The organism is Vibrio sp. 1978, from assembly GCF_033344345.1.
Map to the genome: position 1 here is coordinate 45844 of NZ_JAWPOP010000009.1, position 24987 is coordinate 70830.

Annotated in this window: 24 protein-coding genes; 6 read left to right on the forward strand and 18 right to left on the reverse strand. The window is 44.0% G+C overall.

What is annotated here, in order from left to right; all coding sequences use genetic code 11:
* Positions 1-314: 314 nt before the first annotated feature.
* Complete coding sequence (pyk, locus tag R8N49_RS10945; RefSeq protein WP_005372972.1) at positions 315-1757, forward strand: pyruvate kinase; 1443 nt, start codon at positions 315-317, stop codon at positions 1755-1757.
* Between the two features lie 108 nt (positions 1758-1865).
* On the opposite strand, the gene R8N49_RS10950 is transcribed toward pyk, so the two are convergent.
* On the reverse strand, positions 1866-3017 hold the full coding sequence (locus R8N49_RS10950; protein WP_005372971.1) for a patatin family protein: 1152 nt from the start codon (positions 3015-3017) through the stop codon (positions 1866-1868).
* Between the two features lie 44 nt (positions 3018-3061).
* Entirely contained in the window at positions 3062-3154 is a 93-nt protein-coding gene (locus R8N49_RS10955; protein ID WP_005372970.1) for a YnhF family membrane protein, read from the reverse strand.
* A 127-nt stretch (positions 3155-3281) separates the two neighbouring features.
* Between R8N49_RS10955 and R8N49_RS10960 the strand changes: the two genes are divergently transcribed.
* From R8N49_RS10960 to R8N49_RS10970, 3 genes are all read left to right on the forward strand, one after another.
* Positions 3282-3872 (forward strand): outer membrane protein, encoded by a 591-nt coding sequence (locus R8N49_RS10960; protein WP_047103413.1) that lies wholly within the window; start codon positions 3282-3284, stop codon positions 3870-3872.
* 569 nt (positions 3873-4441) lie between these two features.
* Positions 4442-5908 carry a sodium-dependent transporter gene (locus tag R8N49_RS10965; protein ID WP_005372966.1) on the forward strand — a complete coding sequence of 489 codons (1467 nt, stop codon included), beginning with the start codon at positions 4442-4444 and terminating at the stop codon, positions 5906-5908.
* A complete protein-coding gene (locus R8N49_RS10970) occupies positions 5905-6000 on the forward strand; it encodes a MetS family NSS transporter small subunit (RefSeq protein ID WP_318189979.1) in 96 nt (31 codons plus the stop codon). Before R8N49_RS10965 ends, R8N49_RS10970 begins: the two co-directional genes overlap by 4 nt.
* A 68-nt stretch (positions 6001-6068) precedes the next feature.
* Here the strand turns inward: R8N49_RS10970 and R8N49_RS10975 are convergent, their stop codons facing one another.
* The 15 genes from R8N49_RS10975 to yceD all read right to left on the reverse strand — a co-directional run bounded on the left by R8N49_RS10975 (position 6069) and on the right by yceD (position 19217).
* Positions 6069-6470, reverse strand: a complete 402-nt coding sequence (locus R8N49_RS10975; RefSeq protein ID WP_005372960.1) for a hypothetical protein — start codon at positions 6468-6470, stop codon at positions 6069-6071.
* A gap of 212 nt (positions 6471-6682) precedes the next feature.
* Positions 6683-8113 (reverse strand): PTS glucose transporter subunit IIBC, encoded by a 1431-nt coding sequence (gene ptsG, locus R8N49_RS10980; protein ID WP_005372959.1) that lies wholly within the window; start codon positions 8111-8113, stop codon positions 6683-6685.
* A gap of 444 nt (positions 8114-8557) precedes the next feature.
* Positions 8558-9325 (reverse strand): TatD family hydrolase, encoded by a 768-nt coding sequence (locus R8N49_RS10985; RefSeq protein WP_005372957.1) that lies wholly within the window; start codon positions 9323-9325, stop codon positions 8558-8560.
* Positions 9316-10278 carry a DNA polymerase III subunit delta' gene (locus tag R8N49_RS10990; protein WP_033905742.1) on the reverse strand — a complete coding sequence of 321 codons (963 nt, stop codon included), beginning with the start codon at positions 10276-10278 and terminating at the stop codon, positions 9316-9318. The genes R8N49_RS10985 and R8N49_RS10990 overlap by 10 nt, the downstream gene beginning before the upstream one ends.
* 24 nt (positions 10279-10302) lie before the next feature.
* Positions 10303-10935 carry a dTMP kinase gene (tmk, locus tag R8N49_RS10995; RefSeq protein ID WP_005387350.1) on the reverse strand — a complete coding sequence of 211 codons (633 nt, stop codon included), beginning with the start codon at positions 10933-10935 and terminating at the stop codon, positions 10303-10305.
* Complete coding sequence (gene mltG, locus R8N49_RS11000; protein ID WP_005372950.1) at positions 10932-11948, reverse strand: endolytic transglycosylase MltG; 1017 nt, start codon at positions 11946-11948, stop codon at positions 10932-10934. The genes tmk and mltG overlap by 4 nt, the downstream gene beginning before the upstream one ends.
* The gene (gene pabC, locus R8N49_RS11005; protein WP_065274708.1) at positions 11945-12760 is read right to left on the reverse strand and encodes an aminodeoxychorismate lyase; all 816 of its coding nucleotides are present in this window, start codon (positions 12758-12760) and stop codon (positions 11945-11947) included. The genes mltG and pabC overlap by 4 nt, the downstream gene beginning before the upstream one ends.
* A 107-nt stretch (positions 12761-12867) precedes the next feature.
* Positions 12868-14118, reverse strand: a complete 1251-nt coding sequence (gene fabF, locus R8N49_RS11010) for a beta-ketoacyl-ACP synthase II (RefSeq protein ID WP_005372948.1) — start codon at positions 14116-14118, stop codon at positions 12868-12870.
* 93 nt (positions 14119-14211) lie between these two features.
* Positions 14212-14445: an acyl carrier protein gene (gene acpP / locus R8N49_RS11015; protein WP_004406112.1), complete on the reverse strand. Its 234-nt coding sequence runs from the start codon at positions 14443-14445 to the stop codon at positions 14212-14214.
* Between the two features lie 246 nt (positions 14446-14691).
* The gene (gene fabG / locus R8N49_RS11020) at positions 14692-15426 is read right to left on the reverse strand and encodes a 3-oxoacyl-ACP reductase FabG (protein WP_031781117.1); all 735 of its coding nucleotides are present in this window, start codon (positions 15424-15426) and stop codon (positions 14692-14694) included.
* A gap of 45 nt (positions 15427-15471) precedes the next feature.
* Positions 15472-16395, reverse strand: coding sequence for an ACP S-malonyltransferase (gene fabD, locus R8N49_RS11025; protein ID WP_005387313.1), 924 nt, complete (start codon positions 16393-16395; stop codon positions 15472-15474).
* Positions 16396-16470: 75 nt separating this feature from the next.
* A complete protein-coding gene (locus tag R8N49_RS11030; protein WP_017821385.1) occupies positions 16471-17421 on the reverse strand; it encodes a beta-ketoacyl-ACP synthase III in 951 nt (316 codons plus the stop codon).
* A 5-nt stretch (positions 17422-17426) separates the two neighbouring features.
* Positions 17427-18452, reverse strand: coding sequence for a phosphate acyltransferase PlsX (gene plsX, locus R8N49_RS11035; protein WP_017633846.1), 1026 nt, complete (start codon positions 18450-18452; stop codon positions 17427-17429).
* Between the two features lie 10 nt (positions 18453-18462).
* On the reverse strand, positions 18463-18633 hold the full coding sequence (gene rpmF / locus R8N49_RS11040; protein WP_005396978.1) for a 50S ribosomal protein L32: 171 nt from the start codon (positions 18631-18633) through the stop codon (positions 18463-18465).
* Between the two features lie 59 nt (positions 18634-18692).
* Positions 18693-19217: a 23S rRNA accumulation protein YceD gene (gene yceD, locus R8N49_RS11045; RefSeq protein WP_318189980.1), complete on the reverse strand. Its 525-nt coding sequence runs from the start codon at positions 19215-19217 to the stop codon at positions 18693-18695.
* Between the two features lie 149 nt (positions 19218-19366).
* Here yceD and R8N49_RS11050 point away from each other — a divergent pair, with 149 nt between their 5' ends.
* Positions 19367-19948 (forward strand): Maf family protein, encoded by a 582-nt coding sequence (locus tag R8N49_RS11050; protein ID WP_017821384.1) that lies wholly within the window; start codon positions 19367-19369, stop codon positions 19946-19948.
* A gap of 58 nt (positions 19949-20006) precedes the next feature.
* Here the strand turns inward: R8N49_RS11050 and rluC are convergent, their stop codons facing one another.
* Positions 20007-20951 (reverse strand): 23S rRNA pseudouridine(955/2504/2580) synthase RluC, encoded by a 945-nt coding sequence (rluC, locus tag R8N49_RS11055; protein ID WP_021033985.1) that lies wholly within the window; start codon positions 20949-20951, stop codon positions 20007-20009.
* 639 nt (positions 20952-21590) lie between these two features.
* Between rluC and rne the strand changes: the two genes are divergently transcribed.
* Positions 21591-24665 (forward strand): ribonuclease E, encoded by a 3075-nt coding sequence (gene rne / locus R8N49_RS11060; protein ID WP_258489674.1) that lies wholly within the window; start codon positions 21591-21593, stop codon positions 24663-24665.
* Positions 24666-24987: the final 322 nt, after the last annotated feature.

The window sequence follows — 24987 nt, forward strand, 5'->3', positions numbered from 1 at the left end:
TAAACCTGTTTGTTTGTGTATTCAATCAAATAACGAAGAATCTACTCCTGTTAAATTGTTTGAAAAATAACTTATTTTTATTCACTAAATTATGAAGTAATGCCTTTAAAGCAGCGTATTTTTATCAATAAGGCCATTGCCTGTCGAATATCTGTCTGTTTTACCGGGGTTACTCTTAATGTAAACATTCTGTGCATATACTTATATTCAAGTAGCTTTAAGGTGTGGGCTAAGCGAGGCTAACCTTGAGAGCGATTGCGTAAAGTAAGGATAGAGTTCAAGTTACCTGTACACACACATTCATCGGAGAATCTATGACTTCCAAATTAAGACGAACAAAAATTGTCACTACGCTGGGTCCTTCAACGGATAAGGACAATATACTTGAGGAGATCATCAAAGCCGGTGCAAACGTTGTCCGTATGAATTTTTCACATGGAACCAGTGAAGACCACATTCAACGTGCGAACAAAGTCCGTACCATTGCAGCAAGACTTGGGCGTCAGGTTGCAATTCTTGGTGATTTACAAGGCCCTAAAATCCGTGTATCAACGTTTAAAGACGGCCAAGTCATTTTGAATGTGGGCGATAAATTCACATTAGATAGTGATTTACCAAAAGGTGAAGGCAATCAAGAATCTGTAGGGTTAGATTATAAAGAACTACCGCAAGATGTTTCACCAAATGACATTTTATTACTCGATGATGGACGCGTTCAGCTGCAAGTTACCAAAGTAGAGGGTAATAAAGTTCATACCCGTGTGATTGTCGGTGGTCCACTGTCCAACAATAAAGGGATCAACAAAAAAGGCGGCGGATTGTCAGCCGATGCGCTCACAGAGAAAGATAAAGCCGACATTCTTACCGCCGCAGCAATTCAAGTAGACTACCTTGCTATTTCATTCCCGCGTAACGGCGAAGACATGCATTACGCTCGACGCTTAGCCAGAGATGCAGGCCTTGAAGCCATGTTAGTGGCTAAAGTCGAACGAGCAGAAACCGTCGCGACCAATGAGTCTATTGACGACATTATTCTCGCATCCGATGTGGTGATGGTTGCACGTGGTGACCTTGGTGTAGAAATCGGTGACCCTGAGCTCATTGGTGTCCAGAAAAAACTGATTCGCCGCGCACGCAGTTTAAACCGTATCGTGATTACTGCGACACAAATGATGGAATCCATGATTACTAGCCCAATGCCAACGCGTGCTGAAGTGATGGATGTGGCCAATGCGGTTCTAGACGGCACTGACGCGGTGATGCTTTCTGGAGAGACCGCTGCAGGTAAATATCCTGTAGAAACGGTCAAATCCATGGCCGAAGTATGTGTGGGGGCAGAAAAAATGTCGGAGGCAAGTCTATCAACCTATCGCTTAGATAGAACCTTCGAAACCGCTGAAGAAACCATCGCAATGGCAACCATGTACTCTGCGAATCACATGGAAGGAATTAAAGCGATGATCTCGTTAACTGAGTCCGGCAGGACTGCGTTGATGATGTCTCGCTTAAGCTCTGGCTTGCCAATATTTGCCTTATCACGGAATGAATCGACACTAAATCGAGCAGCATTATACCGAGGCGTGACACCTGTATATTTCGAGTCAAAAAGTGATGCGGGTTTACCAACGGCTCAAGCAGCTATTACTAGCCTTAAAGAGCAAGGGTTCTTGCACAAAGGTGATTTAGTCATTATTACTCAAGGCGATGTAATGGATGTTGTTGGCTCAACCAACTGCATGCGCATTCTACAAGCGTAGTAGTTATACCTAACCGGAGTTAACCACAAGAACCCGCAAATAAGGCTCCGAAAATGGAGCCTTATTTATATGCTTTGTATATTGCGCACATCGTGAACGTAAGAAGGTTTATGCACTCTCTCTACCATCAATTTCAACATCCAGCTGGTCATAGAGTTGAACTAGGTTAAACCCAGCTTGAAGCCCAAGTTGATAGTCATGCTCTAGTGACTCTTGGTCACTTAACAAAGAAGAAGAACGAAGTCCCTCTTTAGGCGCAACTTGTAAAATAAAAGTGTCGTCAGGTGGAGCAGATATAAAGGCCTGAGTGAGCTCAAATGTTTGATAATGAATCATCAGCATGTCGGCTAAACCTGAATCAAAATTCTCACCAATCAGATGACTTAAACGATACAAGTTATCGGCACCGAACAACCAACGACCTCCATTTAACAGCATTTTCCCTGCAAGCTTCGATTGATGTGCTGCATTAATTTTTTGTTGGAAGAACGACGCCCAATCCAGCTTCCACTGATTCACTTTTTGCTGCCATGATTGCTGTACTGAGTTGATAGACTCTCGATACCATTCGACAGGCACATCCCCCACTTCACTTTGGGCTCTCGCTTCAATCTCTGAAAACGGCTCTGTGCGAATGACAATAATGTTGCGAGCATTCTGACGCCACGCTTCTTGAACAGGGATAGAGGCAGACACGCCGCCATCAACAAACTTATTGCCATTTACGTCGACAGGTCCGTGGTACAACTTGGGAATCGCACATGTCGCTAGCATAGTGTTAAACCACGAGTCATCCAAGATTGGTAGATATTGATCTGATAGCGTCTCTATATTCGTTACCGCAGCAAACGCTCCTCGTTTTCCCAATGCACTGCGACCTAAATCAAGGTCAAGCTTGTATGGGAAATCTTGAATCCGTTCTAATGCCCACTCTAAACCTAAGTACTGCTGCTTTCGGATATAGCGAAACAGATTAAAAAATTCAGGAGACGTTGTCAGCTCGGTAATAAAAGCTTTGCCCATGCCATGTTGACGACACAAGTAAGAACATAAGTTGAGAGCTCCGGCAGAGGTGCCATAGAATTCATCGAAAGGATCGAAGTTGGAAAGTAAAAAGGCGTCTAAAACGCCAGCGGTAAAAATCCCTCTCTGCCCTCCACCTTGCGTGACTAAAGCAGTTTTACCATGCCTAAAGTGCTCATAAACTTTTACATCAAGCTCTGCATGGCTTTCTGTGATTATACCGCTGTTACGTATCATAGGCTCACGCCATTTTGTTAAAACGTTTGGTAAAAGTGGTTATCTTAAGCTGTTGTAATAGCAATGATGCCAAATGACAAAAGCACTGCAAAAACAGTCACCACAATGATTAATGCGGATTTTAGATCGTGTTCCATAAACACCTCCTTAATATGTAACAAATTAATAACACCGGTGTGAAATATGTTCAAGATTTGCTTAATTTAGTCGCGCAATTTTGACTAACCCATCACAATTAGCTTAGTCATAATAAGGAGATAGGGCATGAACCAAAAACTCAGCTGGCTAGTAGGAATCATGATGATGAGTACTGCTATCAATGCACAAGCGAATATCATCGTTACACCATACATAGGCTATACAGGAGGCGGCCAAGTAGAGGATGAAAGTGGTAATACATACGATCTCGACCCCGCAGTGAACTACGCTCTTTCAGTCGAGACTCCCTTAGAAAAAGGAAGGATCGGATTGTTTTACTCCAATCAATCGACGGAACTTGAAAAGCTGTCCAACTCAGCAGATATCCATTATCTGCACTTCCAAAGCAGCATGTACTATCCTGTCGCAGAAAATTGGCAAACCTATATCGGTGTAGGTTTGGGCGCTTCTTATGCCGATGTGGATTGGGTAGACAAAAAATACGGATTTTCGGCTAGCGCTTTTGCAGGGCTGGAATATGAATTTTCAAAGAACTTTGCATTAACAGCCCAACTGAGATGGTTAGGAACGGTCGTTGATAACGATACATCTGGCGCCTGTAATCTACCTAATGACGGCTCAAACTGTATCATTAAGTTCGATACTGATTGGATGAACCAATTCCAATCAAATGTCGGTTTTAGTTTCCGCTTCTAACTTTTATGCATGTTCCTTTGCAGGACTCGTCACAAAGAACGCTGAACGAGTCCTGCACAGAGCCGATAAAGGATATCGTCTAAACACCATTGTTTGGCAAAGTAACGAAGCATCATCTAGATAGGTGCACAAAAGATAGCCGTACGCCCTAATTAATCAAAATAGTCTTAAACACCAAAGCAATTATTGGATCCCAGTCATTTATTCCAGACAAACAACCACCCACCCACACAAAACCACAATCAAACTCAAATTTAACAAGATTAAAACCAGACAACTCATCTGAATTAACATTTAGATTCTATTGCGCTAAGTATTATTAGAAGTTAGTCTGATCAGTGAAAACAGATAAATATTTCAGTTTTATCAAACACACATCAAAATTTTAAGATTAATAATCTACTTTCTCTTACAGTAGCCAGAATATAGCTCTATAAAATTATAAGAAGTTAGAATTAAGGATAGAAAAGCTGATGGATAACAGCGGTCCTTTCTTCCAACTGTTTGCGCAATTATTACTGTGTTACGTAGAGAGCTTCATTCCTCAGGGAGTCTTATAGGAGTCAAATATGAAGCGAGAACAATGGGGATCCCGGGCGGGATTCATCTTAGCAGCAGTTGGGTCTGCTATCGGTTTGGGAAACATTTGGCGTTTCCCATACATGGCCTATGAAAACGGTGGCGGCGCATTTTTTATTCCTTACATTTTTGCCATGATCACTGCCGGTATTCCATTTATGATCCTAGAGTTCAGTATGGGACAAAAATACCGAGGCTCGGCACCAAAAACACTAGCGAAAATTCATTCTAAATTTGAATGGCTTGGCTGGTTCCAAGTTGGTGTGGCTGCAGTTATTGCCGTTTACTATGTGGCTGTTATCGGTTGGTCGATTTCTTACTTTGGGTTGTCGTTCACTCAAGGTTGGGGAACCGATACCAACGCATTTTTCTTTAGTGAATACCTAAAGCTAGGTGACAACTCACCAACAGACTTAGGCAGTATTCAATGGAAGATTGCTTTATCCATGGTGATTGCTTGGGCAATTACTTACACCGCTATTGCCAAAGGCGTGAAATCAGGAATTGAACGAGCATCTAAAATTATGATGCCAATCCTATTCTTGATGGTGATTTTCTTAATCGGACGTATGATTTTCTTGCCAGGAGCTCTAGATGGCGTGAACTACATGTTCGAACCCGATTTCAGCAAAATTTGGGATGTGAAAGTATGGGCAGCGGCATATGGTCAGATCTTCTTTACGCTAAGTATCGGCTTCGCCATCATGCTAGCTTACTCTAGCTACCTACCAGAAAAGTCAGACATAACGAATAACGCGTTTATGACCGTGTTGATCAACTGTGGCTTCTCGATCCTAGCCGGCATCATGATCTTCTCAGTATTGGGTTACATGGCTCAAGAGCAAGGTAAGCCGTTAACAGAGGTGGTATCTGCAGGCGTTGGCTTGGCTTTTGTTACTTTACCTGCGGCAATTAACCTACTACCTGCCCCATATATTCTTGGTCCACTGTTCTTCTTTGCACTGGTGGTTGCTGGTCTAAGTTCGCATATTTCAATTATGGAAGCCGTAACTTCAGCCATTATCGACAAGCTGAAGTGGAGCCGTAAAAAAGCTGCAAATGTTGTGATTGGTATTGGCTTCGTTGTCTCTATGGCGTTTGCTACCAATGGCGGTCTGCTGCTACTCGATCTAGTAGACCACTTTGCAAACAACGTTGGCATCATGGTTGGTGGTCTGGTTGAGATTGTCTTGATGGCGTGGCTATTGAAGCGCGTGCCAGAAGTACGTAATTACGTTAACGAGCGCTCTGATTTCTCTGTTGGTCAATGGTTCGAGATCTGCTTACGCTTCGTTACACCAATCATGCTCGCCATTATCTTAGCGACCAAGCTATACGCCCTAATTACTGAAGGCTACGGTGGCTATGATCTAACTTTAGGCTGGGCACTTATCGCCGCACTCTTTATCTTTGGTCTAGTGATCAACGCAGTGAACCGCAAGGAGACAGCAAAATGACAATCAGCGCAATTATTATGATGGTTATTGGTTTAAGTATCACTTGGGGCGGCGCTGCCGTTTGCATCAAGCGAGCCATGGATAAACAATAGAACGTTAAGTTCCACATAAAAAACGCCGGTAGTTACCGGCGTTTTTTTATACATACATTAGTTCAATTCTAGAAACTGTACTTGATGCCAACGGCGCCGCCAAGTTGCAAGTCAGCACCTTTGTAAAGATCTAGCTCTGGGTGTATTTGACCATAAAGGTCCCAGCCGCGTGATAAATCCCAGTTCACACCAAGTGGTACTCTCACACCAAACTCGTCATCCCATTCATACCAGCCACCAACGCCGACATACCAAGTCACAGGCATGTTTTGATCGAATGTTCCACGCTTAGCGATGTAATCAAACGCCATACCATCGTTTCCGATAATGCCACGATATTTGTTATCTAACTCTACAACAACACTTAATTGTTGATCGACAGCCATACCAACTGATAGATCCGTTGGCTCGCTTGCCGCCATTGCCGTACTAGAAACTAGTCCCAAAACTAAAATGAATTTGTTCTTCATACACGTTATCAATTATTCAAAAAAACATTATTCGCTATTCAAACATAATGGCATATCAATATGTCAACGATGGGTAAGCTCGATGTATGAAAAAGCTGACAAAAGTAAAGATGAGTTTAGGATCACACTAAAAAGGAACTGTCAGTTAATAAAATAGGAACTAAAAAAGGAGGCCGAAGCCTCCTTTTATGCATTACTATGAATGACTGCGATTAACCGTGGTTACGAATCCACTCATCCATTTCAGTTTTTAGGTTATCAGACTTAGTACCGAAGATAGCCTGTACACCACCAGCTACAACTACAACACCAGCAGCGCCTAGTTGTTTTAGCTTGTCTTGGTCAACAGCTGCTGTATCTGCAACTGCTACACGTAGACGTGTGATACATGCATCTAGACCAGTAATGTTAGCTTTACCGCCAAACGCTGCAACCAGTTCACCGCCCATATCAGAGCCAGAAGTTACAGCTGCACTTTCCGTTTCATCTTCACGGCCAGGTGTTTTTAGGTCAAGCGCTGTGATTACACCACGGAACACTACGTAGTAAATTACTGCGTAAACTAGACCAACGGCAATCATTAGCACCATCTTCTGAGCGTTACCAGATAGAACTAGGAAGTCGATCAGACCGTGAGAGAAAGAAGTACCGTGTACAAAGCCTAGAGTGTTCGAAACGATGTATGCAGAACCAGCTAGTAGAGCGTGGATACCGTATAGTAGTGGAGCAACGAATAGGAATGAGAATTCGATTGGCTCAGTAATACCAGTTAGGAATGAAGTCAGTGCAGCTGACGCCATGATACCCATTACTTTTGCACGGTTTTCTGGTTTAGCACAATGAGCAATTGCGATTGCTGCAGCTGGTAGACCGAACATCTTGAACATGTAACCACCCGCTAGCTGACCGAAGCCATTACCAGCAGCACGAGATGCTTCATCAGCAACTAGGTAACAAGTTAGTACACCATTTTGAGCTTCACCGGCAGCGTTAACACAAGAACCTGCTTCGAAGAAGAACGGTACGTTCCATACGTGGTGTAGACCGAATGGGATTAGAGAACGCTCAACAACACCGTAGATACCGAATGCTAGCTGTGGGTTTTGGTGTGCAGCCCAATCAGAGAATGCAGAAATTGCACCGCCAATTGGTGGCCAGATAACAGAAAGGATAACACCTAGGATGATCGCAGCAAAACCAGTGATGATTGGCACTGCGCGCTTACCAGCGAAGAAGCCAAGGTACTCTGGAAGTTGGATTTTGAAGAAACGGTTGAATGCCCAAGCAGCCACACCACCGACAAGGATACCACCTAGTACACCTGTATCGATTTTCTCAACACCCATAACGCCCGCCATTACACCTAGCGTTGCCGTCATGATGCCGTAACCAACGATAGCTGCAAGACCTGCAACACCGTCGTTGTTAGTGAAGCCTAGAGCTACACCTACTGCAAATAGAAGTGCCATTTGGCCGAATACTGAACCACCAGCTTGTTCCATAAGATTAGAAACGATCTCTGGAATAAAGCTTAGATGGGCAGCACCCACACCTAATAAAATACCTGCAACTGGTAAAACTGATACTGGAAGCATCAGAGCCTTACCAACTTTTTGCAGGTTAGCAAAAAGGTTCTTAAACATGTTTATGCTCCTGATAAATTTATAAGTATTATTTGGGCACTAACGGCACACCCCCGTAGCCTAAAGGTTAGCACCCAATGAAAATGTAACCACAACTGCATTATATTTTCCGGCTCTAAATATATATTGATGACCCTCAAACTTTCCACACAGTTACGAAATTTAGTTTCAAAACAAGTCTTGGATCACACCCAAAAACAGCCGATGAAAAGGTTTGCATTGCACTTATATTACTGTTTTATAAAGAATTAATTATTTATATAATTAATTTTAAGGCGTAAATAAAATACGCCTCAATGTTATTTTTAGTAACAAAATTACATTTGTGATTTTTGAATGTTATTAAATCAACATTTTTAGTAAACATTAAACTCGTGAGCGTATCTGTTGTTTTTATCAACAAAAAAGGAGCCTAAGCTCCTTTTTTATGCTCTTATTATTTTTTCATCGCAAAAAAAGATTTCGGAAGTTTTCGGTGGTTTTTTGTGCCACTTCAGAAAGAGAGCACGATTTGAGTTGCGCAATATAAGAAGCGACTTCGACAACGTAAGCGGGTTGATTCTCTTTGCCACGATGAGGGACAGGAGCCAAGTAAGGAGAATCTGTCTCAATAAGAAGCTTCTCTAAAGGTAGAGTCTTCACCACTTCTTTTAACTCTGTAGCTTGACGGAAAGTAACAATCCCCGAGATAGAAATATAAAACCCCAGCTCCAGTGCAGCTTCAGCAAATGGAAGATCTTCTGTAAAACAATGGATAACACCACCACATTTCTCTGCCCCACCCTTACGCAAAATATCTAGAGTATCCGCACGTGCGTTTCTGGTATGGATAATTAAAGGTTTGTTGAGCTCCACTGCAAGATCAACGTGTTGCTCAAAGCGCTCTTTCTGTAACGCGGCCGTTTCGGGCTTGTAATGATAATCTAAACCCGTTTCGCCAATAGCGACGACTTTTGCATTCGACGCATGGTGGCGCAATACGTCCATCGAAAAGTCGCTTTCAACATCAAGTGGGTGCACACCGCACGAAGCATAAACATTGTCATAAGGCTCGATCATTTCCATCATTTTCGGGAAAGAATCCAGCGTTACTCCAACAGAAAGTAGCTCAGTTACGTTTGCTTGTTTAGCTTTGTTAATAACGTCTTCCACATTGATGTGGAGATCGTCGTAATTCAATTTGTCTAAATGACAATGAGAATCTACGAACATAATGCCTCTCGTGATTCAATTAACCAATTCATTGATAGTAGCTCAAGGTTCAGGCCAGGAAAGGCTTGCACCTGAGCTTTCAGGTTCATCAGCGCCTTCGCTGATGAGTACAAACCGTTATAGTTGTCCGGTTGAAACTTTGTCGCGCCCGGAAGCATTTGAGCTTCTGATACACCAAACTGCGCTTTCTGAGCATCTGTCAGTAAATACCATGCCCAGTCTAGTGATTGCTCTGAGTGTTTAGCGATTAAAGAAGCACACTCAGAAACGTCTGAAACAGGCGAAGACATTGCCTTAATAAAACTGCGTTCAAAAGCCAAGTAAGCTTCGAGCTCACCATTATTTAACGCATCCAATGTTTTTATTGGAGAGCCCATATTCAGTTTTAAGGCATAAGCAGGAACTTGCTTCGCCCCTTGTTCGTGCATCCATTGCATCGCTTGTTCCGCTGACGGAGGCGCAACAACCCAGTGTTGGCAACGGCTACGAATCGTTGGGAGCAGACGCTCCTGATTGTGGGTAACGAGCAAAAACAAGCACTTTGCCCCAGGCTCTTCTAGCGTCTTTAACAGCGCATTCGATGCCGACTCGTTCATAGAGTCCGCCGGTTCTATTACAAATAGGCGGTAACCATTAAGCTGAGATGATTCCTGAGCAAGACGGTTACAAGCGCGAATTTGGTCCACCGTTATCGCCTTTCCTTCTTTCTCTGGCTTGATCCAGTGTAAATCAGGGTGGTTTTGAGATTGATTTAGCTGGCAGCTATGACAAAAACCGCATGCTTCACTCGCGTAATTTTGGCAAAGAAGCGCTTGGCTAAAAAACTCGATAAGTTTTTCGATGCCTAAGCCCTGATCGCTTTGTAATAAAAGCGCACCTGGTATTCTGTCCGACTCTAACCCTACTTTGAGGTTATCCCATATTGGCTGTAGCCATGGATAATCATTTAACATGAGTCACCTAAATTTACATTTCACTTATTGACGAGCTAGCCACTCGTTTAGAGCGTCCCGAATATCACGCGACACGCCTTCAATCGTCTGTTCTGCGTTAATGATAACGATGGAAGGATCGGCATGAGCAATCTCCAAATAACGCTCACGTGTACGCTCGAAGAAACTAATATCCATCTTCTCTATACGATCTAACTCACCACGCCCACGCGCACGCTCAAGCCCAACACGAGGGTCAATGTCCATATAGAGAGTAAGAGCAGGTTTAAAATCACCAAGCGTTGTATCCCGGAGATTTTTCATTAACGATGCGTCAATCTGACGGCCACCACCTTGATAAGCTTGCGACGACATATCGTGTCGGTCACCAACCACCCACTGACCGTTTTCCAAAGCTGGTTTGATCACGTTCTCAACCAACTGAACACGTGCAGCGTACAGAAGAAGCAACTCCGTCATGTCCTTAAGTTCTTCGCCTTCGTGCTCTTCTTTCACCAGAGCGCGCATTTTTTCTGCTAGCGGTGTGCCTCCTGGCTCACGGGTATTTACGATATCCTCAATACCGGCCGCTTTTAGCGTATCTAAAACGGTTTTAATCGCAGTGCTTTTACCCGCGCCTTCTAGGCCTTCAACGACAATAAAGTTTGCTTTCATCATTTGTTCTTTCTTAGTTCTCTTAAATAGGCACGAACAGCACGGTTGTGCTCAGCAAGGGATTTCGAGAATACATGTCCGCCCTTTCCACTTGCTACAAAATATAAATAGTTGCTGCTTTCTGGATTCAAAGCCGCTTCAATGGAAGCTTCACCAGCCATCGCAATCGGTGTTGGTGGCAAACCATTGATGGTATAGGTGTTATATGGTGTCGGCGTACGCAAATCTTTCTTACGAATGTTGCCATCGTAGGCGTCACCCATACCATAAATAACTGTCGGATCAGTTTGTAACCGCATACGTTTGTTCAATCGGTTGATAAACACAGAAGCGACGCGCTCACGCTCAGAATCAATAGCCGTCTCTTTCTCGATGATAGACGCGAGAATCAAGGCTTCATATTTATCCTGTAATGGCAGCTTTTCTTGACGAGCTTCCCAGCTAGCGTCGAGTATTTTATTGAGTTTTCGATGCGCTCGTTTTAATAACTGGCTTTCACTCGCACCCGCTGTGTAATGGTAGGTTTCTGCTAAAAACAACCCTTCTAGCTTTTCTCTCTCAATTCCGAGCTTCGCAGCCATTTCTTTTTCTGAAAGATCGGTTAAATCATGCTTTAAATAAGGAGCACTTTTTAGTTGATCTACCCATTCAGAAAAGCGGCTGCCTTCAACAAAAGTGATCGCAAACTGGTATTCTTTTCCAGTATTCAGATGCTCCAATGTTTGCGAAAGTGACATACCAGGCTCAAGTTGGTAAGTACCCGCTCGCACTTGCAACAATTCTGGATATAAGTGAGGAATTAAACGGATGTACTCCGATGTTTCAATCACCTCATCTTCAACTAAGGCGCGCATGACATGATGAAAGCTTGTACCACTTTCTACAGTAAACAGCTGAGGTTGTTCCAATAGAATAGGCTTTTCAACGTATTGTTTAGCCTGTGAAATTATATAAAAAACAGCTGCTGCGCCTATCACTGCGATCAGCACAACAAAAGCCAACAGTTTTTTAATCACGTAGTTAAATTCCCTTGCAGTCGTTGAGTCAATTTTCCTATCGGAAATATAGTCTTAGAGTTCGATGTCACTATGCTGCGAATAGGTGCGACACCTAATATTGAGTTACACATGAAAGCCTCGTCAGCACTCAGCAAATCTGGAAGTATAAAACGCCCCTCGATGACTTCAATATGACTTACTTTAAGTAACTCAAGCACCTTACGACGCATTACGCCCGTAACGCCTGATAAGGTCAGCTCCGGCGTAAATACTTTATTACCTTTAACCCAAAAAAGGTTGGCCATTGTAGTTTCAATGACATGGTTTTGCACATTTAACGTTATTGCATCTGCAAACTCTGTATTGTCGATTTCAGCCTTGGCGAGAATCTGCTCTAAACGGTTATTGTGCTTATGTCCCGCAAGTAAAGGTTGAATCCCTAGACGAGTATTACAAACGCCCAAGTCCACACCTTGTTCTTGCCAAGATGAATAATGAGAAGGAAACGCAAAATTGGAAATCGTCACGATAGGGCTTTCAATCCCATTAGGGCTATACCCTCGCCCGCCAATACCGCGGCTAACGTGAATCTTCACCCCCGCTCGTGCGTCAGATAAAACCGCTTTGCTTGCCCAATCATGCACAACTTTCCAGTCAGGTGAAGAGATCTTCAAAGCGTCAAGGCAAGCACTCATGCGCTCAGTATGTTCCTGCCAGTAAACCAACTCTCCATTTTGGGTCAGGATGGTGGTAAAGCCTCCATCACCGTATTGGAATGAGCGATCACCTAGCTCTACATGCGTTTGCGGAACTCCATTTACCCAAAACATTCACGTACCTTCAAATTAGCAGACAACAAATAAAACAAAACGGCTCAATGCTAAGCATCGAGCCGTTAGAATACAAGTTTCGCTTATCTAAATTAGGTTAGATAGTGTTACTCAGCGAACTTCTTGAAGATCAAAGAACCGTTTGTACCACCAAAGCCAAACGAGTTACAGATAGCGTACTCCATACCTTCAACTTTGCGCGCTGTATGCGGCACAAGGTCGATGTCTAGACCTTCTTCTGGATCATCAAGGTTAATGGTTGGCGGAACAATTTGGTCAACCAAAGACATAACCGTGATAATTGCTTCAACAGAGCCAGCAGCACCTAATAGGTGACCCGTCATCGACTTAGTTGAAGACACAAGAACTTGCTTCGCACCTTCTTCACCAAGAGCACGTTTCACGCCTTTGATTTCTGCAACATCACCAGCTGGAGTAGAAGTACCGTGAGCATTCACATAACCTACTTGAGTACCTGTGATGTTAGCGTCACGCATCGCCGCTTCCATCGCAAGTGCACCACCAGAGCCGTCTTCGCTTGGAGATGTCATGTGGTAAGCATCACCAGACATACCAAAACCAACCAGTTCTGCGTAAATCTTCGCGCCACGTGCTTTTGCGTGTTCGTACTCTTCAAGCACCATCATGCCAGCACCATCACCTAGAACAAAACCATCACGGCCTTTATCCCATGGGCGAGACGCTTTTTGAGGCTCTTCATTACGAGTAGATAGCGCTTTAGCTGCACCAAAGCCAGCCATGCCAAGAGGCGTAGAAGCTTTTTCTGCACCACCAGCAACCATCGCATCTGCATCGCCGTAGGCAATCATACGTGCTGCATGGCCGATATTATGCAGGCCAGTAGTACATGCGGTAGAAATCGCGATATTTGGACCACGAAGACCACGCATGATAGATAGGTTACCTGCAACCATGTTTACAATGGTCGAAGGAACAAAAAATGGGCTAACTTTGCGAGGGCCTTTGTCTACTAATGCAGTATGGCCAGTTTCGATAAGGTCAAGACCGCCAATGCCTGAGCCGATAGCAACACCAACTCGAGCCGCATTTTCTTCGGTAATTTGTAAGCCAGAGTTATCAAGAGCTTGAATACCCGCTGCAATGCCGTACTGGATGAAAAGGTCCATCTTACGAGCATCTTTTTTAGACATGTACTCTGTGCAATCGAAATCTTTAACAAGACCTGCAAAACGAGTTGAGAAGTTCGTAGTATCAAAGTGCTCGATATTTACGATACCACTTTGACCTTCTAGCAGGGCTTTCCAAGATGATTCTACTGTGTTGCCTACCGGTGACAACATACCCATGCCAGTGACAACTACACGACGCTTGGACACGATATAATTCTCCGGGAATTGAATATTTCTATGAGAGGATAGAAGAAGTTAGAAAGAACACAGGCGGTCTAGGAGACCGCCTGGGAGAGCTAATTACTGAGCGCTGTTTACGTAGTCGATTGCAGCTTGAACAGTAGTGATCTTCTCAGCTTCTTCGTCAGGAATCTCAGTGTCGAATTCCTCTTCTAGAGCCATAACTAGTTCTACAGTGTCTAGAGAATCAGCACCTAGATCGTCAACGAAAGAAGCTTCGTTTTTAACTTCTGCTTCGTCTACACCTAGCTGTTCAACAATGATTTTCTTTACGCGTTCTTCGATGTTGCTCATTTTTCTTTTCCTTTACAGATTTCGCCTAATGCGATGATTCCGTAGTTTATTCGAACTATTGAAAGTTGCAAGGGGGTCCTTGCTGGTCAAACCACAAAATTAGCGAATTTAACCGAATTTCAATACATTTTTGACTTAAATCATGCACAAATCTTGCGCATAAGCATGACAAGTTCATGACAGTTAACTGCAACTATAGGCTATTTTTCACAATGTAAAATAGCTTATTTTGCATAAACTGTCGCATTAAACCATGTACATGCCACCATTTACATGCAAAGTTTCACCAGTAATGTACGCTGCTTCAGGAGAAGCAAGGAAAACTACTGCTGATGCAATTTCACGTGGGTCACCTAAACGACCTGCTGGCACGTTCGACAAAGTTGCCGCACGTTGGTCATCATTTAGCGCCTTAGTCATGTCAGTTTCGATGAAACCAGGAGCAACAGTGTTCACTGTTACACCACGAGACGCAACTTCACGAGCCATTGATTTAGTAAAACCAATCACGCCCGCTTTCGCTGCTGCGTAGTTAGTTTGACCAGCATTACCCATGGTACCAACAACAGAGCCTACGTTGATGATACGACCCGCACGTTTTTTCATCATACCGCGTAAAACCGCTTTAGACATGCGGTAGATAGGCGTTAGGTTGGTATCGATGATGTCGTTCCACTCATCATCTTTCATGCGCATCAATAGGTTGTCACGAGTAATACCAGCGTTATTCACCAGAATATCGATCACACCAAATTCTTCGTTGATCGTTTTTAATGTCGCTTCGATAGACTCGACATCAGTCACGTTAAGCGCTAAGCCTTTACCGTTATCACCAAGATACTCGCTGATAGCAGCCGCACCACTTTCAGAAGTAGCAGTACCGATAACCGTAGCACCTCGCTCGACAAGAAGTTCCGCGATCGCGCGGCCAATACCACGGCTTGCGCCGGTAACTAGCGCGATCTTACCTTCTAGATTCATCATGTTGTGTTTCCTTTTCTTATCGCAAATTTATCGCTTGATGGATTACTTCGCAGCGTCTAGCGATGCGATATCATTCACTGCTGCTGCAGTTAGCGTTTTCACGATACGTTTTGTTAGACCTGTTAAAACTTTACCAGGGCCAAGCTCAAGAAGATTTTCTACGCCTTGTTCGTGCATCAGTTCAACTGTTTCAGTCCAACGAACTGGGCTATGTAGCTGACGAACAAGCGCATCTTTGATTTTTGCAGGATCTGTCTCAGCAACCACATCAACGTTGTTGATAACTGGCAGCTGTGGTGAGTTAAATTCGATAGACTCAAGAGCTACAGCAAGTTTTTCCGCTGCTGGCTTCATAAGTGCACAGTGTGAAGGTACTGAAACAGGAAGAGGAAGCGCACGCTTCGCACCAGCTTCTTTACATAGCGCACCAGCTCGCTCTACTGCGTCTTTGCTACCAGCGATAACGACTTGGCCAGGCGAGTTAAAGTTTACTGGAGAGACCACTTCGCCTTGCGCTGCGTCTTCACACGCTTTTGCAATCGCATCATCAGCCAAACCGATAATCGCGTACATTGCGCCAGTACCAGCTGGTACTGCTTCTTGCATAAGTTGACCACGTAATTCAACCAGCTTGATGGCTTCTTTAAAGTCAATAACACCCGCACATACAAGTGCTGAGTACTCACCTAGGCTGTGACCAGCTAGGTTGGCTGGTTGCTCTAAGCCAAGTTCCTGCCATACACGCCAGATTGCAACAGATGAAGCTAGCAAAGCTGGTTGAGTACGGAAAGTCTCGTTTAAATCTTCTGCAGGTCCATTTTGAACAAGCGCCCATAGATCGTAACCTAGTGCGTCAGATGCTTCTGCAAATGTTTGTTTTACTACGTCATATTGTTCGCCTAGTTCTGCAAGCATACCTACAGCTTGAGAACCTTGACCTGGAAATACGATAGCAAACTTGCTCATGTTGTTTTCCTTTAAGCAAAGTAAAAAGAAATAAGATGCACCAAGTGCACCTTAAATTTTGAATTCTTGTGAAACTTAGAACTTCACAAGGGCCGAGCCCCAAGTGAATCCGCCGCCAAACGCTTCAAGAAGCAGAGTTTGACCGCGTTTAATACGACCATCACGTACCGCTTCATCTAGTGCTGTTGGCACAGTAGCAGCTGATGTGTTGCCGTGTTTATCAAGTGTAATCACGACTTGGTCTAGTGACATCGAAAGTTTCTTCGCTGTCGCTGAAATAATGCGGTAGTTCGCTTGGTGCGGCACTAGCCAGTCTAGTTCAGACTTATGCATGTTGTTGGCTTCAAGCGTATCTTTTACTAGTTTCGATAGCTGAGTGACAGCGACTTTGAATACTTCGTTCCCAGCCATATGAAGCCATTTATCCGCATCTTGCCCCCGCACAGGTACAGGTAGGCTTAGAAGCTCTCCGAATTGACCATCCGAATATATGTGGGTAGAGATAATGCCAGGCTCTTGGCTAGCGCCTACGACAACGGCTCCGGCACCATCACCAAATAGGATGATGGTTGAACGGTCTGTCGGATCACACGTTTTAGACAAAGCATCTGAACCAATCACAAGTACGTTTTTGCACATACCAGATTTGATATGTTGGTCTGCAACAGATAATGCGTACACAAAACCAGAACAAGCAGCGGCTAAGTCAAAAGCTGGACAACCTTTAATGCCAAGCTTTGCCTGCACCTGACACGCAGATGAAGGGAAAGTATGGCTACTGCTCGTTGTGGCTACGATAATCAGGTCGATATCGTTTTTATCAATACCCGCCATATCGATAGCGTTTTCAGCTGCGTAGAATGCCATGTCTGCTACAGTTTCGTTTTCTGCAGCAATTCGACGCTCTTTAATACCCGTGCGAGCAACGATCCACTCATCACTTGTATCTACCATTTTCTCTAGATCTGCGTTTGTACGCACCTGAGATGGCAGGTAGCTGCCAGTACCTAAAATTTTGCTATACATGAAGACTAATAATGCCTCTCGAGTAAAACCGCTTCCAAACGATCGCTAATACGGCTTGGTACTTGTCGTTTGACCTCGTGTACTGCCTCGCCAAGTGCATTGACAATCGCAGATACATCCGCACTTCCATGGCTTTTTATGACAATGCCGCGCAATCCTAGCAAACTTGCGCCGTTATACTGGTCGGGGTTCAGTGTTTTTAGTTCATTAAACAGCCTAGAAAACAACTTTCTAGCTATCCAACCCTTTATCGTTGATGCCATTATGCTGGTTTTAATTTTTTCGATAAAAAGTTGAGCTGTTCCCTCACTGGCTTTTAAGCATACGTTGCCGACAAATCCATCACAAACAATGACGTCAGCAACATCATGCAAAATTTGATTACCTTCAATATAACCGACAAAGTTAATCGCATCGGTCTGAGAAAGCATTTCTGCGCAACGTTTGACTAAATCGTTACCTTTAATCTCTTCTGCGCCAATATTGAGTACAGCAACGCGAGGAGGACGACCCAAGTGTTCTTCAGCTAATGCACTGCCCATTACAGCAAATTGGAACAAGCTATCAGCATCGCACGATACATTCGCCCCCAGATCCAGCATCCAAGTACGCTTTCCGGTAATCGTCGGTAAAGCGGAAACTAAAGCAGGACGTTCAATGCCAGGAAGTAACTTAAGAATGAAACGCGATAGTGCCATTAATGCACCGGTGTTGCCACCACTAACACAAGCATCCGCTTTCTGCTCAGAAACCAAATCGATAGCCATACGCATAGAACTATTTTGGCTATTACGTAACGCCAATGAAGGTTTTTCTGAGTTCGAGATAACTTTCTCGCTGTGAAGAATAGTCAAGCGGGAACTGGTCGAGGTACCGAGTTGAGATAATTGAGACGTGATCAGAGATTGATCACCAATAAGAATCACTTTTAGCTCTGGGAAATGAGACAGTGCCTGCACGGCGGCAGGCACTGTTACGCGTGGACCGAAATCCCCGCCCATTGCATCAAGTGCAACGGTAATACTTTGCAAAGGTTCAACCTTACTTGTTGATAACCTTTTGACCACGGTAGTAACCTTCAGCAGTTACGTTGTGGCGTAGGTGAGTTTCACCAGAAGTCGCGTCTACAGATAGAGCAGCTGTAGTTAGCGCATCGTGTGAACGACGCATACCGCGCTTAGAACGAGTTTTACGGTTTTTCTGTACGGCCATTGACCCTACTCCTATACTATTGGGTTAAAAACCTGAAGAAGAATCGGCTACCACACCTATTACTTTTTCAGACTTTTCAAAACGTCGAATGGATTCGGTTTTTCTTCCTCAATTTCTTCAGGAATCTCACCAAAAACCATGTTATTTGAATCAACGCTACAATCCGCTTCATCGTGCATCGCAATTTGAGGTAATGCTAAGATGAACTCGTCTTCAACAAGTTGTATGAGGTCTAATTCACCATATTCATTTAGATCTACCAAATCATAAATTTCTGGTGCTTCCTGTTCTGTTTTCTCACCGTAGTAAGGAGTAGAAAGGAATTCAACTTCGCACTCATGTGCGAATACCTCATTACAACGCTGACACTCTAAATCGACTTCGATGTTAGCTTTACCAGAGATAACAACGAGTCGCTGTTCATCCATCCCAAATGACAATGAGACTTCTGCGTCGCGTTTTACGCCTTCAGTTGTTTCCACTAAGCGCTTGAAAAGACTAGCTTGGATGATGCCATCGTAATCCAATCGTTTCTGTACAGCTTTAGCTGGGTCAACCGTTCGCGGTATTTTTACCTTTTGCATAGGGCGCGAATATTATCTTCCAAATCAAAATTAGTCAAAGAAAAAGGCAAAAAAGTTGTACTTTTTTACGCTTAACATACAGAGCATTAGCCAGAATCATTTTTGATCGATTATCCTATTGGAAATGCTCCCACGAATTGTAATTCAAAATGAAAAATTACCAACTGGTTTTAGCCTCAACTTCCCCTTTTCGTAAACAACTGCTTGAAAAGCTCTCACTACCATTCGTTTGTTTACCACCTGATTGCGATGAAACACCTTTTGACCAAGAAACGCCAACTGAACTTGTGCAGAGACTGGCCCAAGAGAAAGCAATATCTTGCCAGACGGATAAAGCAAGTTTAGTTATCGGCAGTGACCAAGTTTGTGTCATTAATGGTGAAATCGTTGGCAAGCCTTTAAATAGAGATAACGCGATAAATCAACTTTTGGCTCAAAGTGGAAAAGTCATCACTTTCTATACTGGTCTTGCGGTACATAACACCGTGACAAACCATACAGAAGTCGGCTTTGATTCTTTCGAGGTGCACTTTAGAGATTTAACGCTTGAACAAATCGAACGCTACGTCGACAGGGAAGAACCTTTTTACTGCGCAGGCAGCTTTAAAAGCGAAGGCATGGGAATTTGCTTGTTTACGAAATTAGTCGGTAAAGACCCGAACACACTTGTCGGACTACCATTGATTGATTTGATTGATATGTTGAATGTTCAAGGACTCGATGTCCTTTAACCCAAATACGATAAAAGGGAGCCACGGGCTCCCTTTTGCATCCGCGAGGAAAACATGGTTACGCGTTTCTTAAACCCGCCAACACTTTTTCTAGTTTCGGTTCCATCGGTGCGTTGATTTCCATCCACTCATCATTTGATGGGTGTTGGAACTTGATGTTTGCCGCGTGTAGGAACAAACGATCTAAACCAACTTGACCTGTGTAAGCATCAAAGCGACGATCACCGTAGCGATCATCCCAAGCGATTGGGTGACCAGTGTATTGCGTATGAACTCGTATTTGGTGAGTTCGACCAGTAATCGGACTCGCCTGAATCAATGTAGCTTGTTCGAACTTTTCCAAAATCTTAAAACGCGTTTCTGACGGCTTACCATTAGGGTTAACACGAACAATACTGTTCACTTCGTTTTTGAGCAGTGGCGCGTTCACAACCTTACAACTGCTTTTCCATTGCCCCATGACAAGAGCTAAGTAAAACTTCTTTACTGTCTTTTCACGAAACTGGGCTTGCAAGTGACGAAGTGCAGAACGCTTTTTAGCAACCAGCAAAATCCCTGAAGTATCACGGTCAATACGATGCACAAGTTCAAGAAAGCGAGCTTGAGGACGCAGAGCCCTAAGCGCTTCAATCGCACCAAACTTTAAACCACTGCCACCATGCACAGCGGTGCCAGATGGTTTGTTTAGAATCAACATATGGTCATCTTCGAAGATAATCATATTTTCCAACTCAGCGACTTTGTTAAGTTTCGTACTTGGTGCGACATCGTCATCTTTTTTCTCGACGGTCACCGGTGGAATACGAACGAGATCGCCTGCTTTTAACTTGTACTCTGCTTTTATACGCTTTTTATTTACGCGCACTTCGCCCTTACGCACAATTCGGTAAATCATGCTTTTAGGAATGTCTTTTAATTGGTTGCGCAAAAAATTATCAATGCGCTGACCCGCCATATCTTCGTCGATGTCGACGAACTGGACTTTTGTTCTTATTTCGTTCATGGGCGGTATTGTAAACTCAATTTCGTGCGACTTCACATTATTCTTGTCGTAAAAGAAACACTCGGTGGCACATACTGGTCTAAATTTCGCCAAGCTTTTGTTTAAATTATTAAAACTCTCAATCAAGTTCTCAATTTGTTTTCTGTCTTGAACAGTTTGCACATCTCAATTGCTTATGAAACAGCCAGTTATAAAATAGAAATTTTGAGTTTAGCGGCAAATTTTCTATCGTTTGCGTGAAAGCAGATTGCTGATAGCCACGCGCACTGCTATAGTTCACAGCTGCTAAGGAAGGTTTGGTTACATTTTATTCATTACCAATCATTTATCCTCAAGCAATGTGAGTAGATCGTTGAAGGTCGAGTGCAGCATTGGCGTGAGACACATCGAATTCAACACTCTTGCCACCCTACTCCTCGCATATTCACGTTGAGTACCTACCGCCCAAATAGCGGGTCACAAGTCTACGTTTCCAACAGAAACCACAAGAGGCTTGTGATGACTGAAGTACCCGAGAGCATCCCCTTCCAGCCGGGAGGCTGCAAAATACAAGCCATGGGATCAGGCACCGTGAAAGAGCGAAAAAACAGTGGCAAGTCGACAAGAAAGATATAAAAGAAAAGACAACGAGAATTTTCAATGAAAAGAATGTTAATTAACGCAACTCAAAAAGAAGAGTTGCGTGTCGCTCTGGTTGATGGCCAGCGACTTTTCGATCTTGATATCGAGAGTCCAGGTCATGAATCTAAAAAAGCGAATATCTACAAAGGACGTATCACACGTATCGAACCAAGCTTAGAAGCCGCATTTGTTGATTACGGCGCCGAGCGTCACGGTTTCCTCCCTCTCAAAGAAATTGCCCGCGAATATTTCCCTGAAGGTTACACCTACCAAGGTCGTCCAAGCATCAAAGAAGTGCTAACGGAAGGCCAAGAAGTTATCGTTCAAGTGGAAAAAGAAGAACGTGGAAGCAAGGGCGCAGCTCTTACTACTTTCATTTCTCTTGCTGGTAGTTACCTTGTTCTGATGCCTAACAACCCTCGTGCTGGCGGTATTTCTCGTCGAATCGAAGGTGACGAGCGTACTCAACTAAAAGCCGCATTAAGTACTTTGGAACTGCCTCAGGGCATGGGCCTAATCGTACGTACTGCTGGCGTTGGCAAGAGTGCTGAAGAGCTTGAGTGGGATTTGAATGTACTACTTAACCACTGGGGTGCAATCAAAGGTGCAGCGGACTCTAACCCTGCTCCATTCTTAATCCACCAAGAAAGTAACGTTATCGTTCGTGCAATCCGTGACTATTTGCGTCGTGATATTGGCGAAATCTTAATTGATAGCAACACCATCTACGAACGTGCAAAAGAGCACATTCAATTGGTGCGCCCTGATTTCCTTAACCGCGTTAAGAAATATGAAGGCGAAGTTCCACTATTCAGCCACTACCAAATCGAAAGCCAAATTGAATCGGCTTTCCAACGTGAAGTGCGTCTGCCATCTGGTGGTTCTATTGTTATTGACCCGACTGAAGCACTAACGTCTATCGATATCAACTCTGCTCGTGCAACCAAGGGCGGCGATATTGAAGAAACAGCTCTAAACACGAACCTAGAAGCAGCCGACGAAATTGCTCGCCAATTACGTCTACGTGACTTGGGTGGCTTAGTGGTTATCGACTTTATCGATATGACCCCAGTTCGTCACCAACGAGAAGTAGAAAACCGTCTACGTGAAGCCGTTCGTCTTGATCGCGCTCGTGTACAAATCGGTCGTATTTCTCGCTTTGGTTTGTTGGAGATGTCACGCCAGCGCTTGAGCCCTTCTCTTGCAGAAGCAAGCCATCACATCTGTCCTCGCTGTAGCGGAACTGGTGTCGTTCGCGACAACGAATCTCTAGCACTTTCTGTACTTCGTTTAATTGAAGAGGAAGCGCTAAAAGACAACACAGCACAAGTACTTGCAGTCGTACCTGTGCCAATCGCCTCTTACTTACTGAACGAAAAACGTCGTTCAGTAAACCATATCGAACGCATTCAAGAAGTGAAAATTACGGTTGTTCCTAACTCTGATATGGAAACACCGCACTTTGAAGTTATCCGTGTTCGTGAAGGCGAAGAGCTCGATCTGATTTCTTACTTACTTCCTAAGAAACTGGAAGCAATGAAAGAAGCAGAAGGTAAAGAGCCAGCGGAAGTTGACGTAAAACCAAAACGAATTGAAGAGCCAGTTCTTAAAGGCTTTGCTGCTCCGTCTCAAACCGCACCTGCACCAGCAGCTAAACCAGCTCCTGAGGCGAAGAAGAAAGAACAAAACGTTGAACAAGAAGAGAAACCTGGATTGTTCAGCCGTCTGTTTAAAGCACTTGGTAGCTTCCTATTCGGTGGTTCTGAAGAAACAAAAGAAGAACAGAAACCTCAGGAAGAGAAAAAACCAAATCGCGATAATCGACGTAACAAACGTGATCGCAACGATCGTCGTCGCAATAACAACCAGCGTGATAATCGTGATAACCGCGACAATCGCGATAACCGACGTCGTCGTAAGCCTCGTGATGAGCAGGCTAATGAGCAAAACGAAGCTCAACAACAAACAAATAAACCGCAAAACCGTAACCAAAAGCGTAAACCTAAAGCTCAACAGGCAGATAAAGCCCAAGAGCAGAAAGCAAACGCAAAAGTAGCGGAAAAAGGTCTGCAGCTAGCAGCGGAAGCTCGTACTGAAACAAAACCAGAAGAGAGCAAACCGAAGCAGCAAAATGCGAAAGCAGAAAAAGTGAAAGAGCGCCGCCAACGTCGCAAATTGAACAAGTCTGTACGCGTTAAGGACCAAGAAGCTATTGAGAAGAAAGCCGAAGAAACAGCGGTTAAGACTCAAGAAACGGTTGAAGCTAAAGTTGAAAAGCCAACAGAAGCAGCGGTAGAGGCACAGCAAGACAACAAGCAAGCAGAATCTAAGCAACGTCGTAATCGTCGTTCGCCACGTCACCTGCGTGCAAGCGGCCAGCGTCGTCGCCGTGGCCGTGATCGCCGCCCTAACCCGTTCCGCCTACGTAAGGGAGGTGTCGCTTCTCCTGAAATGGCTATGGGTAAAGTAATGCCACGTTACATTCCGAAACCAGCACCTAAGAAGGAAGAGCGAGTTAAGGAAGAAGCTGTAGCAGCAGTACCTACAATCCAAGGTGGCTTTGCGTGTCCAGAAATGGCAATGGGTAAAGTGATTATTCGTCGCGAGCAACCTGTCGTAACAGATGCGCCAGTTGTTGAACACAAGGTTCAAGAAACCGTTGAAGCGAAAGTGGAAGCTCCAGTAGTAGAAGCACCTGTTGTTGAAACAGTAATCGCAGAAAAAGCTGAATCGGCAGTAGTAGAAACAGCATCGGTAGAGCCTATCGTTGAAACTCCTGTAACTGAACATGCTGAACCGGTTGATGCCATTGTAGAAACGGCACCTACTGAAGAGCCTATCGTTGAAGCAGCAAAAGAGATTGTAGCCGAAGCGCCAGTAGATAAACCAGAGCCTAAAGTCGAAGCCATTAAAGTTGCTGCTAAGCTAAACGCTAGCGCACCGATGACGAAAGCACCTGGCCCTCAAGAGCTACGCGAAATCACGGTTGCAGCAGCGCCGTTCAAAACCGAACGTTACCAAGCTAAAGGTGCAGGTAGCCAAGTGGCTAAAAACCGTGCATCGGCAGAGATGACAAAGCCTAACTTTAACTAGGCTAAATCATTACGTTCAACTGCTTAACGGCATAAATAAATTAAAGGCTACCATCTGGTAGCCTTTTTTATCTTCATATTTGCCCAATAAATTGTTCATATAAATACCAATTCGTGATCACATTTGTACGCCATTATTCGTATCATTCTTGAACTTAATCACACTTTTCGGTAGCATGCGCCGACTCAAGTTTTCGACACCATTCTGATGCTGCTCTTTTAATACTACGGTTTACACTGCAATGTTTGATTAAAAATCAACCTTCCAGTGGCTTGTGCAAATACGAATATGTGTCGGGTTTAACTCATTGCAAAGAGAACTT